The organism is Streptomyces sp. Xyl84, from assembly GCF_059731885.1.
The window spans coordinates 900,224-915,122 of the sequence record NZ_AP029182.1 but is presented as its reverse complement, the minus strand read 5'-3'; the positions used below and the strand labels follow the sequence as shown (position 1 = coordinate 915,122).

Annotated in this window: 10 protein-coding genes; 4 read left to right on the top strand and 6 right to left on the bottom strand. The window is 72.9% G+C overall.

The annotated features are described in order from the left end of the window. Positions 1-299: 299 nt before the first annotated feature. The 5 genes from AC6I72_RS03910 to AC6I72_RS03890 all read right to left on the bottom strand — a co-directional run bounded on the left by AC6I72_RS03910 (position 300) and on the right by AC6I72_RS03890 (position 8,639). Positions 300-1,286 (bottom strand): Dyp-type peroxidase, encoded by a 987-nt coding sequence (locus AC6I72_RS03910; RefSeq protein ID WP_497999468.1) that lies wholly within the window; start codon positions 1,284-1,286, stop codon positions 300-302. A 128-nt stretch (positions 1,287-1,414) separates the two neighbouring features. Further along, positions 1,415-1,789 (bottom strand): DUF488 domain-containing protein, encoded by a 375-nt coding sequence (locus tag AC6I72_RS03905; RefSeq protein ID WP_497999467.1) that lies wholly within the window; start codon positions 1,787-1,789, stop codon positions 1,415-1,417. A gap of 367 nt (positions 1,790-2,156) precedes the next feature. Beyond that, the gene (locus tag AC6I72_RS03900; protein WP_497999466.1) at positions 2,157-3,200 is read right to left on the bottom strand and encodes a hypothetical protein; all 1,044 of its coding nucleotides are present in this window, start codon (positions 3,198-3,200) and stop codon (positions 2,157-2,159) included. Positions 3,201-3,230: 30 nt separating this feature from the next. Next, the gene (locus AC6I72_RS03895) at positions 3,231-5,174 is read right to left on the bottom strand and encodes a DNA/RNA non-specific endonuclease (protein WP_497999465.1); all 1,944 of its coding nucleotides are present in this window, start codon (positions 5,172-5,174) and stop codon (positions 3,231-3,233) included. Between the two features lie 81 nt (positions 5,175-5,255). Then, on the bottom strand, positions 5,256-8,639 hold the full coding sequence (locus tag AC6I72_RS03890) for an ALF repeat-containing protein (RefSeq protein WP_497999464.1): 3,384 nt from the start codon (positions 8,637-8,639) through the stop codon (positions 5,256-5,258). A gap of 505 nt (positions 8,640-9,144) precedes the next feature. On the opposite strand from AC6I72_RS03890, the gene AC6I72_RS03885 reads away from it, so the two are divergent. The 4 genes from AC6I72_RS03885 (at position 9,145) to AC6I72_RS03870 (ending at position 13,993) form a co-directional block, all read left to right on the top strand. Further along, complete coding sequence (locus AC6I72_RS03885; RefSeq protein WP_497999463.1) at positions 9,145-9,702, top strand: hypothetical protein; 558 nt, start codon at positions 9,145-9,147, stop codon at positions 9,700-9,702. A gap of 691 nt (positions 9,703-10,393) precedes the next feature. Continuing rightward, positions 10,394-11,923, top strand: coding sequence for an FG-GAP-like repeat-containing protein (locus tag AC6I72_RS03880; RefSeq protein WP_497999462.1), 1,530 nt, complete (start codon positions 10,394-10,396; stop codon positions 11,921-11,923). Between the two features lie 197 nt (positions 11,924-12,120). Further along, on the top strand, positions 12,121-13,536 hold the full coding sequence (locus AC6I72_RS03875) for a DEAD/DEAH box helicase (RefSeq protein WP_497999461.1): 1,416 nt from the start codon (positions 12,121-12,123) through the stop codon (positions 13,534-13,536). A 214-nt stretch (positions 13,537-13,750) separates the two neighbouring features. Continuing rightward, on the top strand, positions 13,751-13,993 hold the full coding sequence (locus AC6I72_RS03870) for a DUF5302 domain-containing protein (RefSeq protein ID WP_497999460.1): 243 nt from the start codon (positions 13,751-13,753) through the stop codon (positions 13,991-13,993). Positions 13,994-14,307: 314 nt separating this feature from the next. Here AC6I72_RS03870 and AC6I72_RS03865 read toward each other — a convergent pair whose 3' ends face one another. Then, positions 14,308-14,898 carry an ATP-binding protein gene (locus tag AC6I72_RS03865; RefSeq protein ID WP_497999459.1) on the bottom strand — a complete coding sequence of 197 codons (591 nt, stop codon included), beginning with the start codon at positions 14,896-14,898 and terminating at the stop codon, positions 14,308-14,310. Position 14,899 lies beyond the last annotated feature (1 nt).

The window sequence follows — 14,899 nt, the reverse complement described above, 5'->3', positions numbered from 1 at the left end:
CGCCCCCTACGCGCAGCCGTCCCGCCCGGCGCCCGGCACGCGAGTCCGGCAGCCCTGACGCCCGCCTCCTCCGCCCGGGCGCACCCCCGGCCGATCCGGCTCGGCCCTGCGCCCGCGGGTCCGTCTCAGCGCCTGGTGCGCCACAGCCACCCCGCGGCCGGCGCGGGCAGGACGATCTCGACCGAGGCGGCGAGGCGCTGGGGTGTCACCCCGGCCGGCGCCGGCAGCGACCGGCGGCGGCAGGCCGCCCCGCCGCTGCCCGGCGCCGCTCCTCGGCCTCGTCGGTGCACACCAGGACGTCAGCGCCCTTCGAGACCGCCGATGCCCGGGGAGCCCTCCGGGACGGAGGCTGCGGCCGCCGGCGCGGGCGGCGGATCGTCGAGGAAGTCGGCGGTGGGTACGTGGAAGAGGCAGCCGGTGACCGCGGTCGAGAAGTCGAGGATCCGGTCGTGCACGCCGGGCCGGTCGCCGAGGAACATGTTCCGCAGCATCTGCTCGGTCACCGCGGGCGTGCGCGCGTACCCGATGAAGTAGGTGCCGAACTCGCCCGCCCCGACCCGTCCGAAGGGCATGTTGTCCCGGACGATCTTGTGTTCGGTGCCGTCCTCGCCGGTGATCGTGGTGAGGGCGACATGGGAGTCGGCGGGTTTGACGTCGTCGGCCATCTCGACGTTGTCCGCCTTCGAGCGGCCGATGACCCTCTCCTGCTCCTCGGTGGGCAGCGCCTTCCAGGCCGTGAGGTCGTGCAGGTACTTCTGGACGACGACGTAGCTGCCGCCTGCGAAACCGGGGTCCTCCTCGCCGACGAGGACGGCGTCGGCGGCCGGCCGGCCCTCCGGGTTCTCGCTGCCGTCGACGAAGCCGAGCAGGTCGCGTTCGTCGAAGGACTTGAAGCCGTGCACCTCGTCCACCACGGTGGCGGCGCCGCGCAGGCGTTCGCCGATCAGCTGGGCCAGCTCGAAACAGAGGTCCATGCGCCGGGCCCGCAGGTGGAACAGCAGGTCGCCCGGGGTGGAGGGGGCGTGGTGCCGGGCACCGGTCAGCGGCACGAACGGGTGCAGGTCGCGCGGGCGCGGCCCGTCGAAGAGGCGGTCCCAGGCGGTGGAGCCGATGCCGACGACGCAGGTGAGCGCGTCGTCCGGCGCCCGGAAGCCCACCGATCGCCTCAGCCCGGCCACGTCCGGGAGCAGGTCGCGGACGGCGGCCTCCCCGCCGGGGGCGACGGTGCAGACGAGGAACAGCGCGGAACGGGCGGGCGGGGCGATCACGGACTGTGACTCGGCCACGAAGCATGCCTCCAGGCTCGGTGTGCACGGTGACGCGTGGTCATGGGCTTCCGGAGCGCGGGCGCCTTCGGGGCGGGCGTCGCGGGCTCGTCCTCACGACGGATCCGCACCCGCCGTACGGCTCACGGTCAGGAGCCGTGGCCGTCCGCACCGTTCAGCCAGGCGGCGAGCACCGCGGCCTCACTGCGGTCCACGTCCTTGGTCGCGGTGAGCAGGGTGACGTCGTCATGGGCCATCAGGTCGTGCAGGCGTTCGACGGCCGGGTGGTGGTCGGGGTCGTCCAGCTCCGAGAGGTAACGGCGGCGGAACTCGGCGAAGCGCTCGGGGTCGTGGTGGTACCAGCGGCGCAGATCGGTGGAGGGGGCGACGTCCCGCAGCCACTCGTCGAGCCGCGCGTCCTGCTTGCTCACGCCACGGGGCCACAACCGGTCGACGAGCACCCGCTTGCCGTCCCGCGGCGACGCGTCCTCGTAGATCCTCCGGTAGCTGATGCGTCCGGTCATGACGGCACCTTTCCCGTCGCGTGAGCCGGCGGCCGGCCCGGTCACATTCTATCGGCGGACCCCGCGTTCAACCTGGGCGGCGGCCCGGCGGTGCGAGGAGCACCAAGGCGCCTTCGCTGTACGGCGCGGGCGGGCCGGGGCGGTGCTGCCTGGCTCCGAGACGGAACCGGGGGCCGTCAGCACCGGTGCGGCGGGCGGCGCCTTCGCACTGCCCGTGAGCCGCCGCAGGACGGGCGCGGGCGGCACCCTCGCGGCAGGGGCGGCGGTCTTCGCCGCGACGCCGGCGGTGCTGGCCACGGCCCGTACCCCCTGGCTCGGGGCGGCCGCCCGCCTCCCGCTCGGACGGTCCGCTACGGGCTCGTGCCGGTCACTGGACCAGCTCGATGTGAGGATGGGAGGGGTCGGCCGGGCAGGCGTGGAGCTGGAGGTTGTAGCCGCCGGCGATGTCGAGCAAGGTGAAGTTGCCGTCCCGGGCGCCCAGCGGAGGCGGGCCCGGGTTCGCCGGTTCCTCCTCGGCGATCCAGGACCTGCCGATGCCGTCCCATTCCGAGGAGGCGATGGTGAGGAGCGGGACCTCCTCGGTGCCGCACTCGGGGCAGGAGCGGTCGACGGGGTCGGTGGGGTCCCAGCGGGACCAGCCTCCTGTCTTCCAGCCGGGGGCGGTGGAGAGACTGCCGAGGTAGAGCTCGCCCGGGTCGTACGCGTACGTGGCGTACCGCGCGGGATCGACCGTCTCCCAGCGGCTGAGGTCGTCCAACTGGTCCCGGATCTCCTTGTCCAGCTCCCTGGGGTGGGGGTATTCGGTGACCTGCTCCGGTGAGAACAGGCACGGCTCGGGGAGGTAGTGCGCGGACTGGACGACCGGCGGCTCGGGCGGCGCGTCGAGGACGTCGGTGACGGTGGCGGCGGAGCGCCACGAGAGCGTGGTCCGGGGGTGGGGGTGTTCCGCGTGGTCGAAGGGGCACCACAGGACCTGGAGGAGGTCCGCGCCGGCGGGGCGCGGGAAGGGGACGTCGCGGGCGTAGAGCTGGGCGACGGGGAGAAGAGGGATCGGGCCGTCGAACCACGGGCGGCCCGCCTTGGTCCGCTCCCAGTTCTCCCGCTCCTCGGGGGTGACCTCGGGTGCCTCGGGGTCGAGGCGCAGCCGCTCGGTCGACGCAGCGAGGTCGCGGCGCAGGAGCCGGACGTCGTCCGGGGAGTGGACCACCGGCGCCGCGTGCCGGTCGTGCGGCTCGGCGCAGTGCGGCCAGGGCTCGTCGGCGGGCCACAGCAGCGGCCCGCCGACCGAGCTGTCGTGCACGGTCGGCGACGCCGGCCGCGGGTGCAGCCGGGTCGCGATGCGCGCCAGCGGGGCCAGTTGAGGGAAGAGCGCGGTGACGTCGAACGGCCGCGGTGGGGTGGTGATACTCATGCAGGCTCCCGTTGGCGCGAACTGGGCGGGTCAGTTACCCAGGTTGAGCAATCCGGTGTTCTGGTAGGTGTTGGTGACGTAGACGTTGGGGAACAGTTCCTCGGTCGTCCCGTCCGCCCGTTGGATCGTCGCGTTCATGGTGACACCCGTCGGGATGGTGCTGTTCGCGTCCTTGTAGACGGGCGTCACCTGGTAGAAGAGCGCGTCGTTCGCTCCGAAGGCGGCGATGGGGCCCTTGATCAGGTCCTGCGCCCTGGTCTCGAACGTCCGCATGCTGGGCGTGCCCGTGTTCATCCCCGACTGCCAGCAGGGGACGAGGTTGTAGCGGGTGAGCGCACTCGTGCCCTGTCCGCCGAGGATGTTCGCGATGAGATGGCACCGGGCCAGCTGATAGGTGACGTTGTTCGCCTTCTTGAACGCCTCCGCGTCCTTCATGCCGGTGATGGGGTCGCTGGTCCCGGTCCCTCTGCCGGTGTTCCGGCCCAGGCACGCCTGCGCCTGGGTCGGCCGCTGTCCGGGCCCGCTCGCCGGGTCGCTCTGGTTGACGAGCGGAACCGGCTCGGTGGTGTTCTTGAACCAGCCGTCGCCGTTGGGGAGCGCGCCGGCCGGCGGCGGGTCGTTCAGGCAGCTGGCCTGCGGTCCGGTGTCCGGCGTCGAGACCGTCAGCTCGAACCGGTCGGCGTCGATCACCCGCTGGGCCGCGAAGCCGTCGGCGAGCTGTGTGTCGGCGAACTGCTTCTCGGTGGGTGTGACGTGGGCCTGCACGCAGGGTGAGGAGCGGTCCAGGACATGGCCGTCGTTCAGGATGTAGGTGTCCCATTCGCCGTTGCCGAGGTTGGGGATCACCTCGACGCACTGGCTGCCGGCGGTGCCCCCCTCCTTCGCCTCGCCGAACGGGAAGTCGCCGCAGCTGTCGGCGTCGACGAGATCGGTCTGGGCCGTGAAGCCTGTGCACGTGGCGGCGGTGCGGGCGGCCACGCCGCTCGTCGACCGGGTCAGGGGGCTGGCCTTCGTCCCCCAGGCGCCGTCGAGGTTCTTCTGGGCCCAGCCGTAGGCGGCCACGGCGCCGCCCGCGTCCGAGCTCGTCGCCTTCAGCGGCACGACGGCCGTGACGGAGGGGACGGCACAGCCCGCCACGGAAGTGCCGCCGACCGCGTCGTCGCACCTGATCTGGCGCGCGTTCTTCCACGACGCGTTCGGGTCGGTCGCCGTCGCGCCCGGGGACGTCACGTACATCGCGTACGCCGTGTAGAAGGAAGCGGAGGAGCCCGCCGTCTGGGGCGAGGAGTACGTGACGGTACCCGTCAGGGTCTGGCCGAGGGTGAGGCCTCCGCCGTACCAGGGCGCGGTCTTGGTGGCCGTGCAGCCGGCGTCGCAGGAGGCGCGGAACTTGGCGTTCAGCGCGGCGACGTCGCCTTCGGCGCTGGTCATGGTGACGGTGACCTGCTCGTTCCAGGTCGTCGCGGTCGGGGAGAGGCCGGCACTGGTGGAGACCGCCAGCGTGCCACGTCCGATCTCCCGAGCGTTGCTGTCGCGCAGGATGTAGGTGACGTTGATGCCGGTCACGCAGTACGAGAAGCGCTCGTAGCTGTAGTTGCCGGGGCTGGTGAGGTCGCAGCCGCCGGCGGCCGCGGCCAGAGTGGTGGCGGGTGCGGCGGCACCGGTGCGGGTCTTCGCCCGCACCGGTGCGGGGGCGACCGTCACACAGGACTCGACGGCGCCGGCGCGGCGTTCCTCGGAGCCCGGCGCGGTGGGGGTGCAGTCCTCACCGGAGCCGGCCGCGAACCTGCTGGACCCGGCGGACTTCGCGCCGGGCGCCGCGGACTTGGCGGCGGACGGGGCCTTCGCCGTCGCGCGCGGCTCGGCCGCCTGGCTCGTCGCGGCCGTCGTGAGGAGGGTCAGGGCGGTGAGGACGGTCAGGACCGTCGAGCGGGCGCGTCTCCTTGCCGCGCGCCCGCCACGTATTCCATGCATGGGGACAGGAACTTTCCGTGAGAGGTGGGGAGAAGGGGGCGCCGCCCGACGGCGGCGCCCCGGAAGAGAGGGCGGGCGCGATCAGGCCGCCAGACCCCACAGGTCGCTGAGGCCCTTCGTGATGCCGGAGACCAGGTCCTCGCCGGTGTCCGTGATCTTGCTGACGACGGGCTTGACGAGGCCGCCGCCGAGCGCCTTGTCGGCGGCACCGACCCACTTGTAGGCGCCGAAGGAGACCAGGCTCAGGCCGGTGCCGGCGGCGGACTCCCAGAAGGCGCTGCTGGTGAAGCCGTGCTCGATGCCCGTGAAGAGGGTGCCGAGGGCGCCCGCGCCCGCGGAGACGCCGGCGAAGAAGCCGGCCGCGGCGAGGGCCGGCGGGAAGACGAAGGCGGCGAGGGCGCAGCCGGCCGCCAGGAACCCGGCGCCGACGCTGATCACGTTGGCGGCGTCCGCGTAGAACTGGGCGTCGTTCCACCACTCGTCGGCGTCGCCGTCCGCGGTGCCGTTCGGGTTGACCTGGTTGTTCTTGTCGCTGTTGGCCGGGTCCTGCTTGGCGTCGCGATCCTTCTGCGCCTGGGCCGCGGCCTCCTTGGCCTTCGCGATGTCCTCGGCCCGCTTCTTGTCGGCGGCGATCTGCTTGGCCTGCGCGTACGCGGCGGCGGCGGCCTTCGCGTCCGCGGAGGCGGCGAGTTCGGCGGCGCGGGCCGCGGCGGCGGAGCGCTGGGCCGCGGCGGAGGAGGCGAGCGCCGCGCGCGCCGAGTCGACGGCCTTGTTGGCCGAGTAGTTGGCGGAGCGGGCGGCGCTGCGGGCGGTGGCGGCGGCGTTCTTCGCCGTGTTGGCGGAGGCCTGGGCCGCAGCGGCCGACTTGTCGGCGGCGTCGGCGTTGTCCCGCGCCTGCTGGGCGTAGTCCTCGGCCTTGGCGGCGGAGTCCAGCGCCTTCTGCGCCCACTCCTGGGCCTCGGCGGCGGCCTTGCGGGCGTCGGCGGCGGCCTTCGAGGCGAGGGCCGCGTCCTCCTGCGCCTTCTCCGCGATCTTCGCGGCGGCGGCGATGGCCCCGCGGATCGCGGCGACGTGGGTGGCGGTGTCGAAGTCGAGCTGCGCGGTGCGGTACTGGATCACGGTGATGAAGTTGCGCAGCATCCACGCCGGTCCTTCGAGCGCGACCTCCGCGTACGCCTTGGTGAAGGCGCCCGCGGTGTTGATCAGCTCGGTGGCCCGGACCCGGTCGTCCTCCTGGACGGCCAGCGGGTAGTCGTGGTCGAAGAAGTAGTTGAGGGACTCGGTGGTGTTCTCGTCGAGCGCCTTGTTGGCGGCCTCCTTGACGGCCTTGCCCGCGTCATCGTCGATGATCTTGTTGATGGCGACGCGCAGGTCCTCGTCCGAGGCGCGCTTCATGCCGCCGGTGAGGAAGTCGCCGACGGCCTTGGAGTCGCTGCTCTCCAGCGCGGCCGCGGCGGCCGCGGCGACCTTCGGTCCGCCGACCGTCGCCACGTGGAGGGCGGTCTCACGGTCGTCCTGCGCCAGGGCGAGGGCCCGGTCGAGGTCGATCCAGGCGTAGACGTCGTCGTCGGAGCCGGCGAGGGCGTGCTGGGCGGCCTGCCGGGTGTTGGCCCCGCGGGCGTCCATCAGCGCGACCGCGGCCTGCCGGCCCAGGGTCGCGGCGGCCGTCATGTCACCGGAGTACAGGGCCTCTTCCGCCTTGGCGATGAGGTCCTTGGTCGCCTGGTCGGTGCGCTCCGCCATCAGCCGCTTCTCGCGGACGTCGGAGAGCTCGGTCTGCTCGATGGCGGCGAGCTGCCGGGCCTCCTCGATGGCCTGCTGCTTGTCCTGCTCCAGGGTCTGCGCCTCGGCGGCGCGGGCGTTCTTCTCCACCTCCAGGGCGTCGCTGACGGCCTGGGTGGCCGTGTTGGCGGCCTTCACGGCCTCCGCGGCGTGGGCGGTCGACTTGTTGGCGTAGTCGACGGCCTGACCCGCGTACTTCACGGCCTCCTCGGCGGCGTCCGCGGCCTTGTCGGCGTGGTCGGCGGCGGAGTTGGCGGCGTCGCGGGCGGTACGGGCCGCCTTGGCGGCGGCGGTCGCCAGGGCCTGGGCGGCGGAGGCGGCGTTGGTGGCGCGGTTGGCGGCGCTGGTGGCGATGGCGGCCTGGCGCTTGGCCTCGGCGGCCTCGGCCTGGGCGGCACCGGCGGAGACGGCGGCCTGGGCGGCGGCGGTCGCGGCGGCGGCCGAGTTGCGGGCGGCGGAGGCGGCGGCCAGGCCGGCGTCCGAGGCCGCGTCGCCGGCGAGGGCCGCCTTGGCGGCGGCTGCGGCGGCGCTGCGGGCCTTGGAGGCGGCGTTGCGGGCGGCGACCGCGGCGTTCTTGGCGTCCTGCGCCTTGCCGGCGTCCTTGGACGCGGCGATCGCGGCGTTGTAGGCGCGGGCGGCGGCGTTGCCGGCCTTCGCGGCGGCCTGGGCGGCGCCCGCGGCGGCCCAGGAGGCGCGCCGGGAGGCCTGCACGGCCGCGTTGGAGGCGTTGACGGCGTTGCGGGCCGCGTCGGCCGCGCCCTTCGCCGCGCTCGCCGCCTTGCGGGCCGCGGCCCCCGACTTCTGCACGTCGCTCTGGGCGGCGGCGGCCTCGGCGGCAGCCTTCTCGGCGGCCTCCTTCGCCTTGGTGGCGGCGGTCTCGGCGCGCGCCCCGGCCTCGACGGCCAGGTTCGTCTCGCGCTCGGCGCGCTTGCCCTCGCGCTCGACGACGGCCACCAGCTCCTCGATGGTCGCCGACTCCTGGTCGCGGGCGCGCGCGATGTGTTGGCCGGTCTCGATGAACCACTCGACGTCCTTCGCGGTGCCGCTGAGCGCGCGGTCCGCGTACTTCTGCACCTCCGGACCGCCGGTCATCAGCATGACGCTGACCTGGACCCGGGTGTCCTCCAGCCGCGCGTCGTACTGCTTGTCGGCGAGGAAGGCGAGGAGGGCCGGCTCGGTGCCGGCGTCGAGGGCGGCGTTGGCCGCGCGCACCACGCCCTTGTCACCGGTGGACGCGACGATGCTGGTGGCGACCTGGAAATCCTCCAGGATGGCCGGGGCGAAGCCCTTCGAGAGGAACCCGGCTATCGCCTCGTCGCCGTTGTCCAGGGCGGCGACGGCCTCACGGCGCAGGCCCTTGCCCGCACGGTCCAGACTGCGGACGATCGCGACCCGGTTGTCCTGCACGGTCTGCTGCGGCAGCGTCTCGGCGAGGAAGGTCCGGATCTCGGTGTCGGTCCCGCACAGAGCCGTGGTGGCGGCGGCCTTCACACCCTTGCCGCCGGTCAGCCACGCGCGGACGGCCTTGGCGCGCTCGGTGTCCGGCAGCGGCACCGGGTCGGCCCCTCCCGTCTCGGCGGCCGCGGCGGTGGCCGGCCGCAGGACCGGGGGAGCGGCGGCGACAGCGGTCGCGGCCGCGAGCGCGCCGAGGACGCGGCGTCTGCTCCAGAAAGCTGTCTGCATGCGGGACTTGCCCTTCTACGAGTAATGCGGTGACGTGTCGGATTTCGCGCCGTGACGGACGGCGGATCCGTGGACCGGCCCCCGCCACAATTCGTGGACAGTATCAACATCCTCGAAAACACGGGGGAGTTGTGCCCACCAATACGTCAACAGTGCACCGAATCATGCGGATGTGACGAACAGGCACCTTTCTCGATGAAATCGTGACGTCAGTCCCCGCGGCCTTTTCACGGCGTGACGCAGGTCACCGCGAGCTTGCTTTCAATGTCCGGGTATGGGCAGTTCACGGCGCTGGACGTGGGTGCGCCGCCGTGCTGGGATGCCAGGGCCGACGACGATCACCGGGGGTTCGGACAGTGCGTCGCGGAGACGCGCCGAGGGCGCGCGAGGGGGGGCTTTCATTCCGTGTGTGCGGCTTCCCCTGTTCGCGACGGGTTGGGGCGACCGGTTTCGGGACCGGTGGTTTTTTTCAGGCCCGGGCGGTGGCTACGAAATTGGGGATGCGATGAAGGAAATCAGCACCAACTCCGGAAAGTCGCGGAGAATGCGGCTCACGGTACGGGTACTCGCCGCCGCCACCGTCGGCGGCGCGCTGGCCTGGACCGCGGTGGCCGGCGGCGCGCAGGGCTCGGGTGCGGGCACCGCAGAGGCCGCCGACACCGCCACGCTGGTCGCGGGGGACGCGCCCGGCTATGCCGTGGAGGACTTCGACTACCCCCAGGCCGACAAGATCCTGGCGGAGCGGAACATCGTCCTGAAGCGGGGCGACGGCCACATCACGCTCGCCGACTGCGTCACCGGAACCGGGCAGTTGGAGCTCCTGGCCCGCGACAAGGCCGACAAGATCTGTTTCGACACGGTCGGCAACGAGGGCTGGCTGACCCTGGAGATCCCCGCCGTCTTCTCGATCAGGGGCAACGACTACTCCACCACGGTCGACATGACCGTGGGCAGCGAGGAGAAGTCCTACGAGATCGACAAGAACAGCTGGACGCCGGTGGGCGAGTCCGCGGACCCGGAGGGCCGCGACCACATGCTCGTGGAGATCAGGACCTCGAAGTAACCCGTCCTCGGCGCCCCCCGCGCCGGGGTCTTCCCCGGTCACACGCGGCTGCCCGGACGTCGCCGCCTCGCCACGCTCCCCGCGACGCGCGGCGAGGTGCCGCCGACACCGGGCGCCGCGCCCGGGAGCGTCTTCGGTCCGGCGTACAGACCGCACAGTGATCCCGCCCCGGCGATCTCGACGGGTGCCGGGCCGGTGAGCCGGGCACGGGGTTCCCTCGGCGTTCCCCGATCGTCGTGTCATCGGCAGACACCGGCAGGCACCGGCGGAGACCGGCAGGCATCGGCGGAGACCGGCAGGCACCGGCGGAGACCGGCAGACACCGAAGGAGACCGGCGGAGACCGAAGGACACCGGCAGACGCCGGCCGACACCGGCGGAGACCGAGGCACACCGGCCGGCACCGCCCCTGCCCGGCGCCGGCCGGCACGGCGTTTCCCGGCCCGTCCTGGCATGCACACCCACTGCGCGGCCGTACCAGGCAGCAGCCGTGGCCGCGGCAAGGCGCGTCCGCCAGGCGTCGGCGAGGCCGACGTGACAGGACCGGCGTGACGGCGCCCTCACCGCCCGCGTCGGCCTGCCCACTTCGCGGCGGACCGGCGCGCGACCGTGGCGGACCAGCCCGCGACAGTGGCGGACGGCCTGCTCATGTCGTCCGGCCACCCGCACGATCAACCCCAGGAGGAAGTACCTTGCGCACCACAGGAATCCGCACCCGGCGGGCTCGCGGCGCCATGACCGCCGGCGTCGTCCTGGCGGTCGCCGCGGGCGTGCTCAGCGCAGCGCCGGCCGCGCAGGCACTCGCGGGCAAGCCCGCGACCGCGGGTGACCAGGCCTTCACCGCCCGGCTCGTCATCGGCGAGGGCGACTCCATGCGCTCCTGCTCCGCCGCGCTGGTGCACCAGCAGTGGCTGCTGACCGCCACGAGTTGTTTCGCGCCCACCCCCGGTGCCGTGGTCAAGCCGGGCAAGCCCGCACTGAAGACCAGGGCGACCGTGGGCGAGCGGACCCTCGACGTCGTCGAGGTGGTACCGCGCGACGACCGGGACGTGGCCATGGTCCGGCTCGCCGAGCCCGTCACCACGGTCACGCCGGTGGCACTGGCCGCCGACGCCCCCGAAGCGGGGGAGACCCTGCTGGGTGCCGGATTCGGGCGGACCGGCACCGAGTGGGTCCCGGACCAGTTGCACACCGGTGAGTTCCGGGTGGACTCGACGGCCGACACCACCGTGGCGCTGACCGGTCAGGACGGAGCGTCGGTCTGCAAGGGTGACGCCGGCGGCCCGGCCCTGCGCGGCGCCGGCAGTGCGGTCGAGCTGACCGCCGTCCACAGCGTGTCCTGGCAGGGCGGGTGCCTCGGTGAGACGGAGACCCGGACCGGTGCGGTGGACGCCAGGGTCGACGGCCTGGCCGACTGGGTGAAGGACGTCCGCAACCGCGACCGGAGCTACTCGGCCGACGCCGACGGTGACGGCAAGGCCGACCTGGTCGTCCTCCGCACGAACGGCGACGTCGTCGTCTACCGCAACCAGGGTGACACCTTCGCCCCGGGCAAGGTCATGTCCGGCGGCTGGGACCGCTTCGTGACCTGGAAGGACCTGGGCCGCCTCTACTTCGCCGACGTCGACGGCGACGGCAAGGCCGACTTGATCGTCCACACCACGGACGGGAACATCGCCGTCCGCACCAACCACGGCACGTACTGGGACCAGGGCAAGCAGTGGTCCGGCGGCTGGGCCCGCTTCATCGACGGAAGTGATCTGGGGCGGCTGTACTTCGCCGACGTCGACGGCGACGGCAAGGCCGACTTGATCGTCCACACCACGGACGGGAACATCGCCGTCCGCACCAACCACGGCACGTACTGGGACCAGGGCAAGCAGTGGTCGGGCGGCTGGGACCGCTTCGTGACCTGGAAGGACCTGGGCCGCCTCTACTTCGCCGACGTCGACGGCGACGGCAAGGCCGACCTGATCGTCCACACCACGGACGGGAACATCGCCGTCCGCACCAACCACGGCACGTACTGGGACCAGGGCAAGCAGTGGTCCGGCGGCTGGGACCGCTTCATCGACGGCACCGGGCTGGGCGTCCTGGAGTTCGGTGACGCCGGCGGCGACGGCAAGGCCGACTTGTTCGTCCTCACCAAGGACGGCAGAGTCGCGGTCCGTACGAACCACGGCACCTACTGGGACCAGGGCAAGGTCGTGCTCACGCTCTGACGCCGCAGTTCCGCGGACAGGGACCGCCTCGTCCCAGGTGAAGATCGGTCTTCCGACGGGACGTCGTGCCTCGTGTTAGTGTCATGCGTTTGCGTGGTCGTCGCGGTGGGCGATTCTGCTTGTTCGGTTCCGCTCGTGCGTGAGCTGTGCCATCCTGCCGGGCCTTCCTCGGTACGTCTCCCTGCGGAAGGCTGTTCATGAAGCACCCCGACGACTCCGGTATCGCTCACGGCGGTCCCGCTCAGCCCGTGGCCGGGACTCCGGCGCCGGCCCCGGCCCCCTCCTTCGCCGGTCTCGAACTGCCGGCGGAGGTGCTGCGGACACTGAGCGGACTGGGGGTGCGTGCACCCTTTCCGATCCAGACCGCCACACTGCCCGACGCCCTGCGGGGCCGTGACGTCCTGGGGCGCGGACGCACCGGATCGGGCAAGACGCTCGCCTTCGGCCTGCCGCTGCTGACCCGTACGGCCGGGCGGCGCGCCCAGCCGAAGCAGCCCCTCGCCCTGATCCTCGTGCCCACGCGGGAGCTGGCCCAGCAGGTCACCCAGGCGCTGGCGCCGTACGCCGAAGCGCTGCGGTTGCGGATGGCCACCGTCGTCGGCGGCATGTCGATCGGCCGGCAGATCGCCGCGCTGCGCGAGGGAGCCGAGGTGCTCGTCGCCACCCCCGGACGCCTGCACGACCTGATCGAGCGCAACGCCTGCCGCCTGGGACGGGTGGGGATCACCGTGCTGGACGAGGCCGACCAGATGTGCGACCTGGGATTCCTGCCGCAGGTTGTCGACGTGCTCGACCAGGTGCGCCCCGACGGCCAGCGGATGCTGTTCTCGGCCACTCTGGACGGCGACGTCGATCAGTTGGTCGACCGCTACCTCCACGACCCCGTCGTCCACTCGGTCGATCCGTCCGCGGGCACGGTCTCGACGATGGAGCACCATCTTCTCGTCGTCCACGGCCCTGACCGCTACGCCGTCACCACGGAGATCGCCGCCCGCGACGGCCGCGTACTGCTGTTCCTCGACACCAAGCACGCCGTCGACCAGCTCACCCGCCATCTGCGGGCCTGCGGGGTGCACGCCGGGGCCCTGCACAGCGGCAAGTCCCAGCCGCAGCGCACGCGGACCCTGGCGCAGTTCAAGAACGGCCAGATCACGGTTCTGGTGGCGACCAACGTGGCGGCCCGCGGCCTGCACGTCGACGACCTCGATCTCGTCGTCAACGTCGACCCGCCCACCGACCCCAAGGACTACGTGCACCGGGCCGGCCGCACCGCCCGCGCCGGTGAGTCCGGCAGCGTGGTCACGCTCGTACTGACGGGCCGGCTCCGTGAGACGAGCCGCATGATGGCCGCGGCCGGCATCGAGCCGACCGTCACCAAGGTGCGCTCGGGCGAGGCGGAGCTGAGCCGGATCACCGGTGCCAAGGTTCCCTCCGGCACCCCGCTGGACGGCGGTCCAGCCGTCCCCCGGCCCAAGAACACCAACACTCCGTTCCGCGGCCTGGGCACCACCAAGGACCCCTCCCGCGGCGCCGGCGGCAAGTCCCGGAAGGCCGGCGAGGCCCGCAAGCTCGCCGAGGCCCGCAGGGCCGCCCTCGTACGTCGCAACGGCTGAGAACCGTTGTCCCGGCAGTGAGTGTCCGGGGCCGACGGCTCGACCGTCCTCGGCCCGGCCCGCAGCCCGTCCCGTCCCCCCACTCGCGAAGCGAACGCCTTCAACGACGCCGGGGACACCCGCAGAAAACGCAGCAGGATGAGGTGGCCGGCGTCCCGCACCACGCCCGGCATGACAAGCTGTGCTTGCCCACCCCCGAACCCAGGAGGTCACCATGACCGCAGAGCCCGTCACCACGGAAGGTTCGGAGCCGGACGGCGCCGAGACGTCCCCTCTGGCGCCGGACGACGACGGCAACTACGACCTGAAGCGCAAGTTCCGCGAAGCCCTGGCCCGCAAGCGCGGTGCGCAGGCGGAGGCGGCCGACGTCGCCGCCAACCCGGACGCGTCCAAGGTGCGTGCGGCGCACGGCCCGGCTGCGAGCCAGCGGTCGTTCCGGCGCAAGAGCGGCGGCTGAGCCGATCAGTCCCGCGGTCCGGCCGCCTCACCGGCACTCCGCGCGCCGTCCACTCGCGCGCCCGGTGCCACGGCCCGCAACGTGCGCATGTCCGTGTGCGCGTTGCGGGCGGGGCGCGGCCGGCGGTCCCGCCCGCGGGAGGGGCCATGGATGTGGCGGTACCGGTGGTCGCCCACTTCCAAGCGCTCCCGAGGAGCGACTCGTCCTGCGGCCGTCATGTTTCGGTACAACGAGTCCGACATGCTCCACAGCGGTTCCCCGGCGGCCTTCTTCGCCGGTCACCGTCGGCAGAAGCAGGGTAGGTGAGCACGGACTCACCGACGACGATCTCCGTGGCCGGCGTCCTCCGGCCGCGGCCCGAGGCCGTCGCGCAGCAGCGAAGACGTAGCCAGCAGCAGATCGACATCCGTCGGTTCAGGGGCCACTCGGTGCGTGAGCGGGTGGCCCTTCGTCCGCACGTGCAGCTCCGCCCACACGGTCTTGCCCGGGGCCGCCCGGCGAGGGCTGACGCCCCAGTCGTCCGCGAGGGCGGCGACGAGAAGCAGGCCCCGGCCGGACTCGGAAAGCGAGTCGGTCGCCGGGGGACTGGCCGGAGGCCGTGTCTCAGCGCGGGTGTCGGTCACCGCGATACGGAAGGTGCCCTCGGCCAGGGTGAGTCGCACGTGGAAGTCCCTGCCGGGGACGTGGCCGTGGCGTACGGCGTTGGCGGTGAGTTCCGCCGTAAGGAGCGTGAGCGTCTCGTTGACGGGGGTCGTGTAGGGGTGGCCCCAGTCGTCCAGGCGGTGCGAGACGAGCCGTCGGGCGAGGCGGGCACCGCGCGGCGTGGACGTGAAGCGCATGGTGAACTCGCGTGCGGGTGCGAGGTGCTGCGGCGTATGCCCGTTCGGGGGAGTTGCTGACTTCATA

What these genes read in the sequence shown, in the direction of transcription:
- AC6I72_RS03885 (WP_497999463.1), top strand. Translation starts at nt 9,145, where the DNA reads ATGAAGGAAATCAGCACCAACTCCGGAAAGTCGCGGAGAATGCGGCTC.
- AC6I72_RS03865 (WP_497999459.1), bottom strand. Translation starts at nt 14,898, where the DNA reads ATGAAGTCAGCAACTCCCCCGAACGGGCATACGCCGCAGCACCTCGCA.
- AC6I72_RS03895 (WP_497999465.1), bottom strand. Translation starts at nt 5,174, where the DNA reads ATGCATGGAATACGTGGCGGGCGCGCGGCAAGGAGACGCGCCCGCTCG.
- AC6I72_RS03900 (WP_497999466.1), bottom strand. Translation starts at nt 3,200, where the DNA reads ATGAGTATCACCACCCCACCGCGGCCGTTCGACGTCACCGCGCTCTTC.
- AC6I72_RS03890 (WP_497999464.1), bottom strand. Translation starts at nt 8,639, where the DNA reads ATGCAGACAGCTTTCTGGAGCAGACGCCGCGTCCTCGGCGCGCTCGCG.
- AC6I72_RS03905 (WP_497999467.1), bottom strand. Translation starts at nt 1,789, where the DNA reads ATGACCGGACGCATCAGCTACCGGAGGATCTACGAGGACGCGTCGCCG.
- AC6I72_RS03870 (WP_497999460.1), top strand. Translation starts at nt 13,751, where the DNA reads ATGACCGCAGAGCCCGTCACCACGGAAGGTTCGGAGCCGGACGGCGCC.
- AC6I72_RS03875 (WP_497999461.1), top strand. Translation starts at nt 12,121, where the DNA reads ATGAAGCACCCCGACGACTCCGGTATCGCTCACGGCGGTCCCGCTCAG.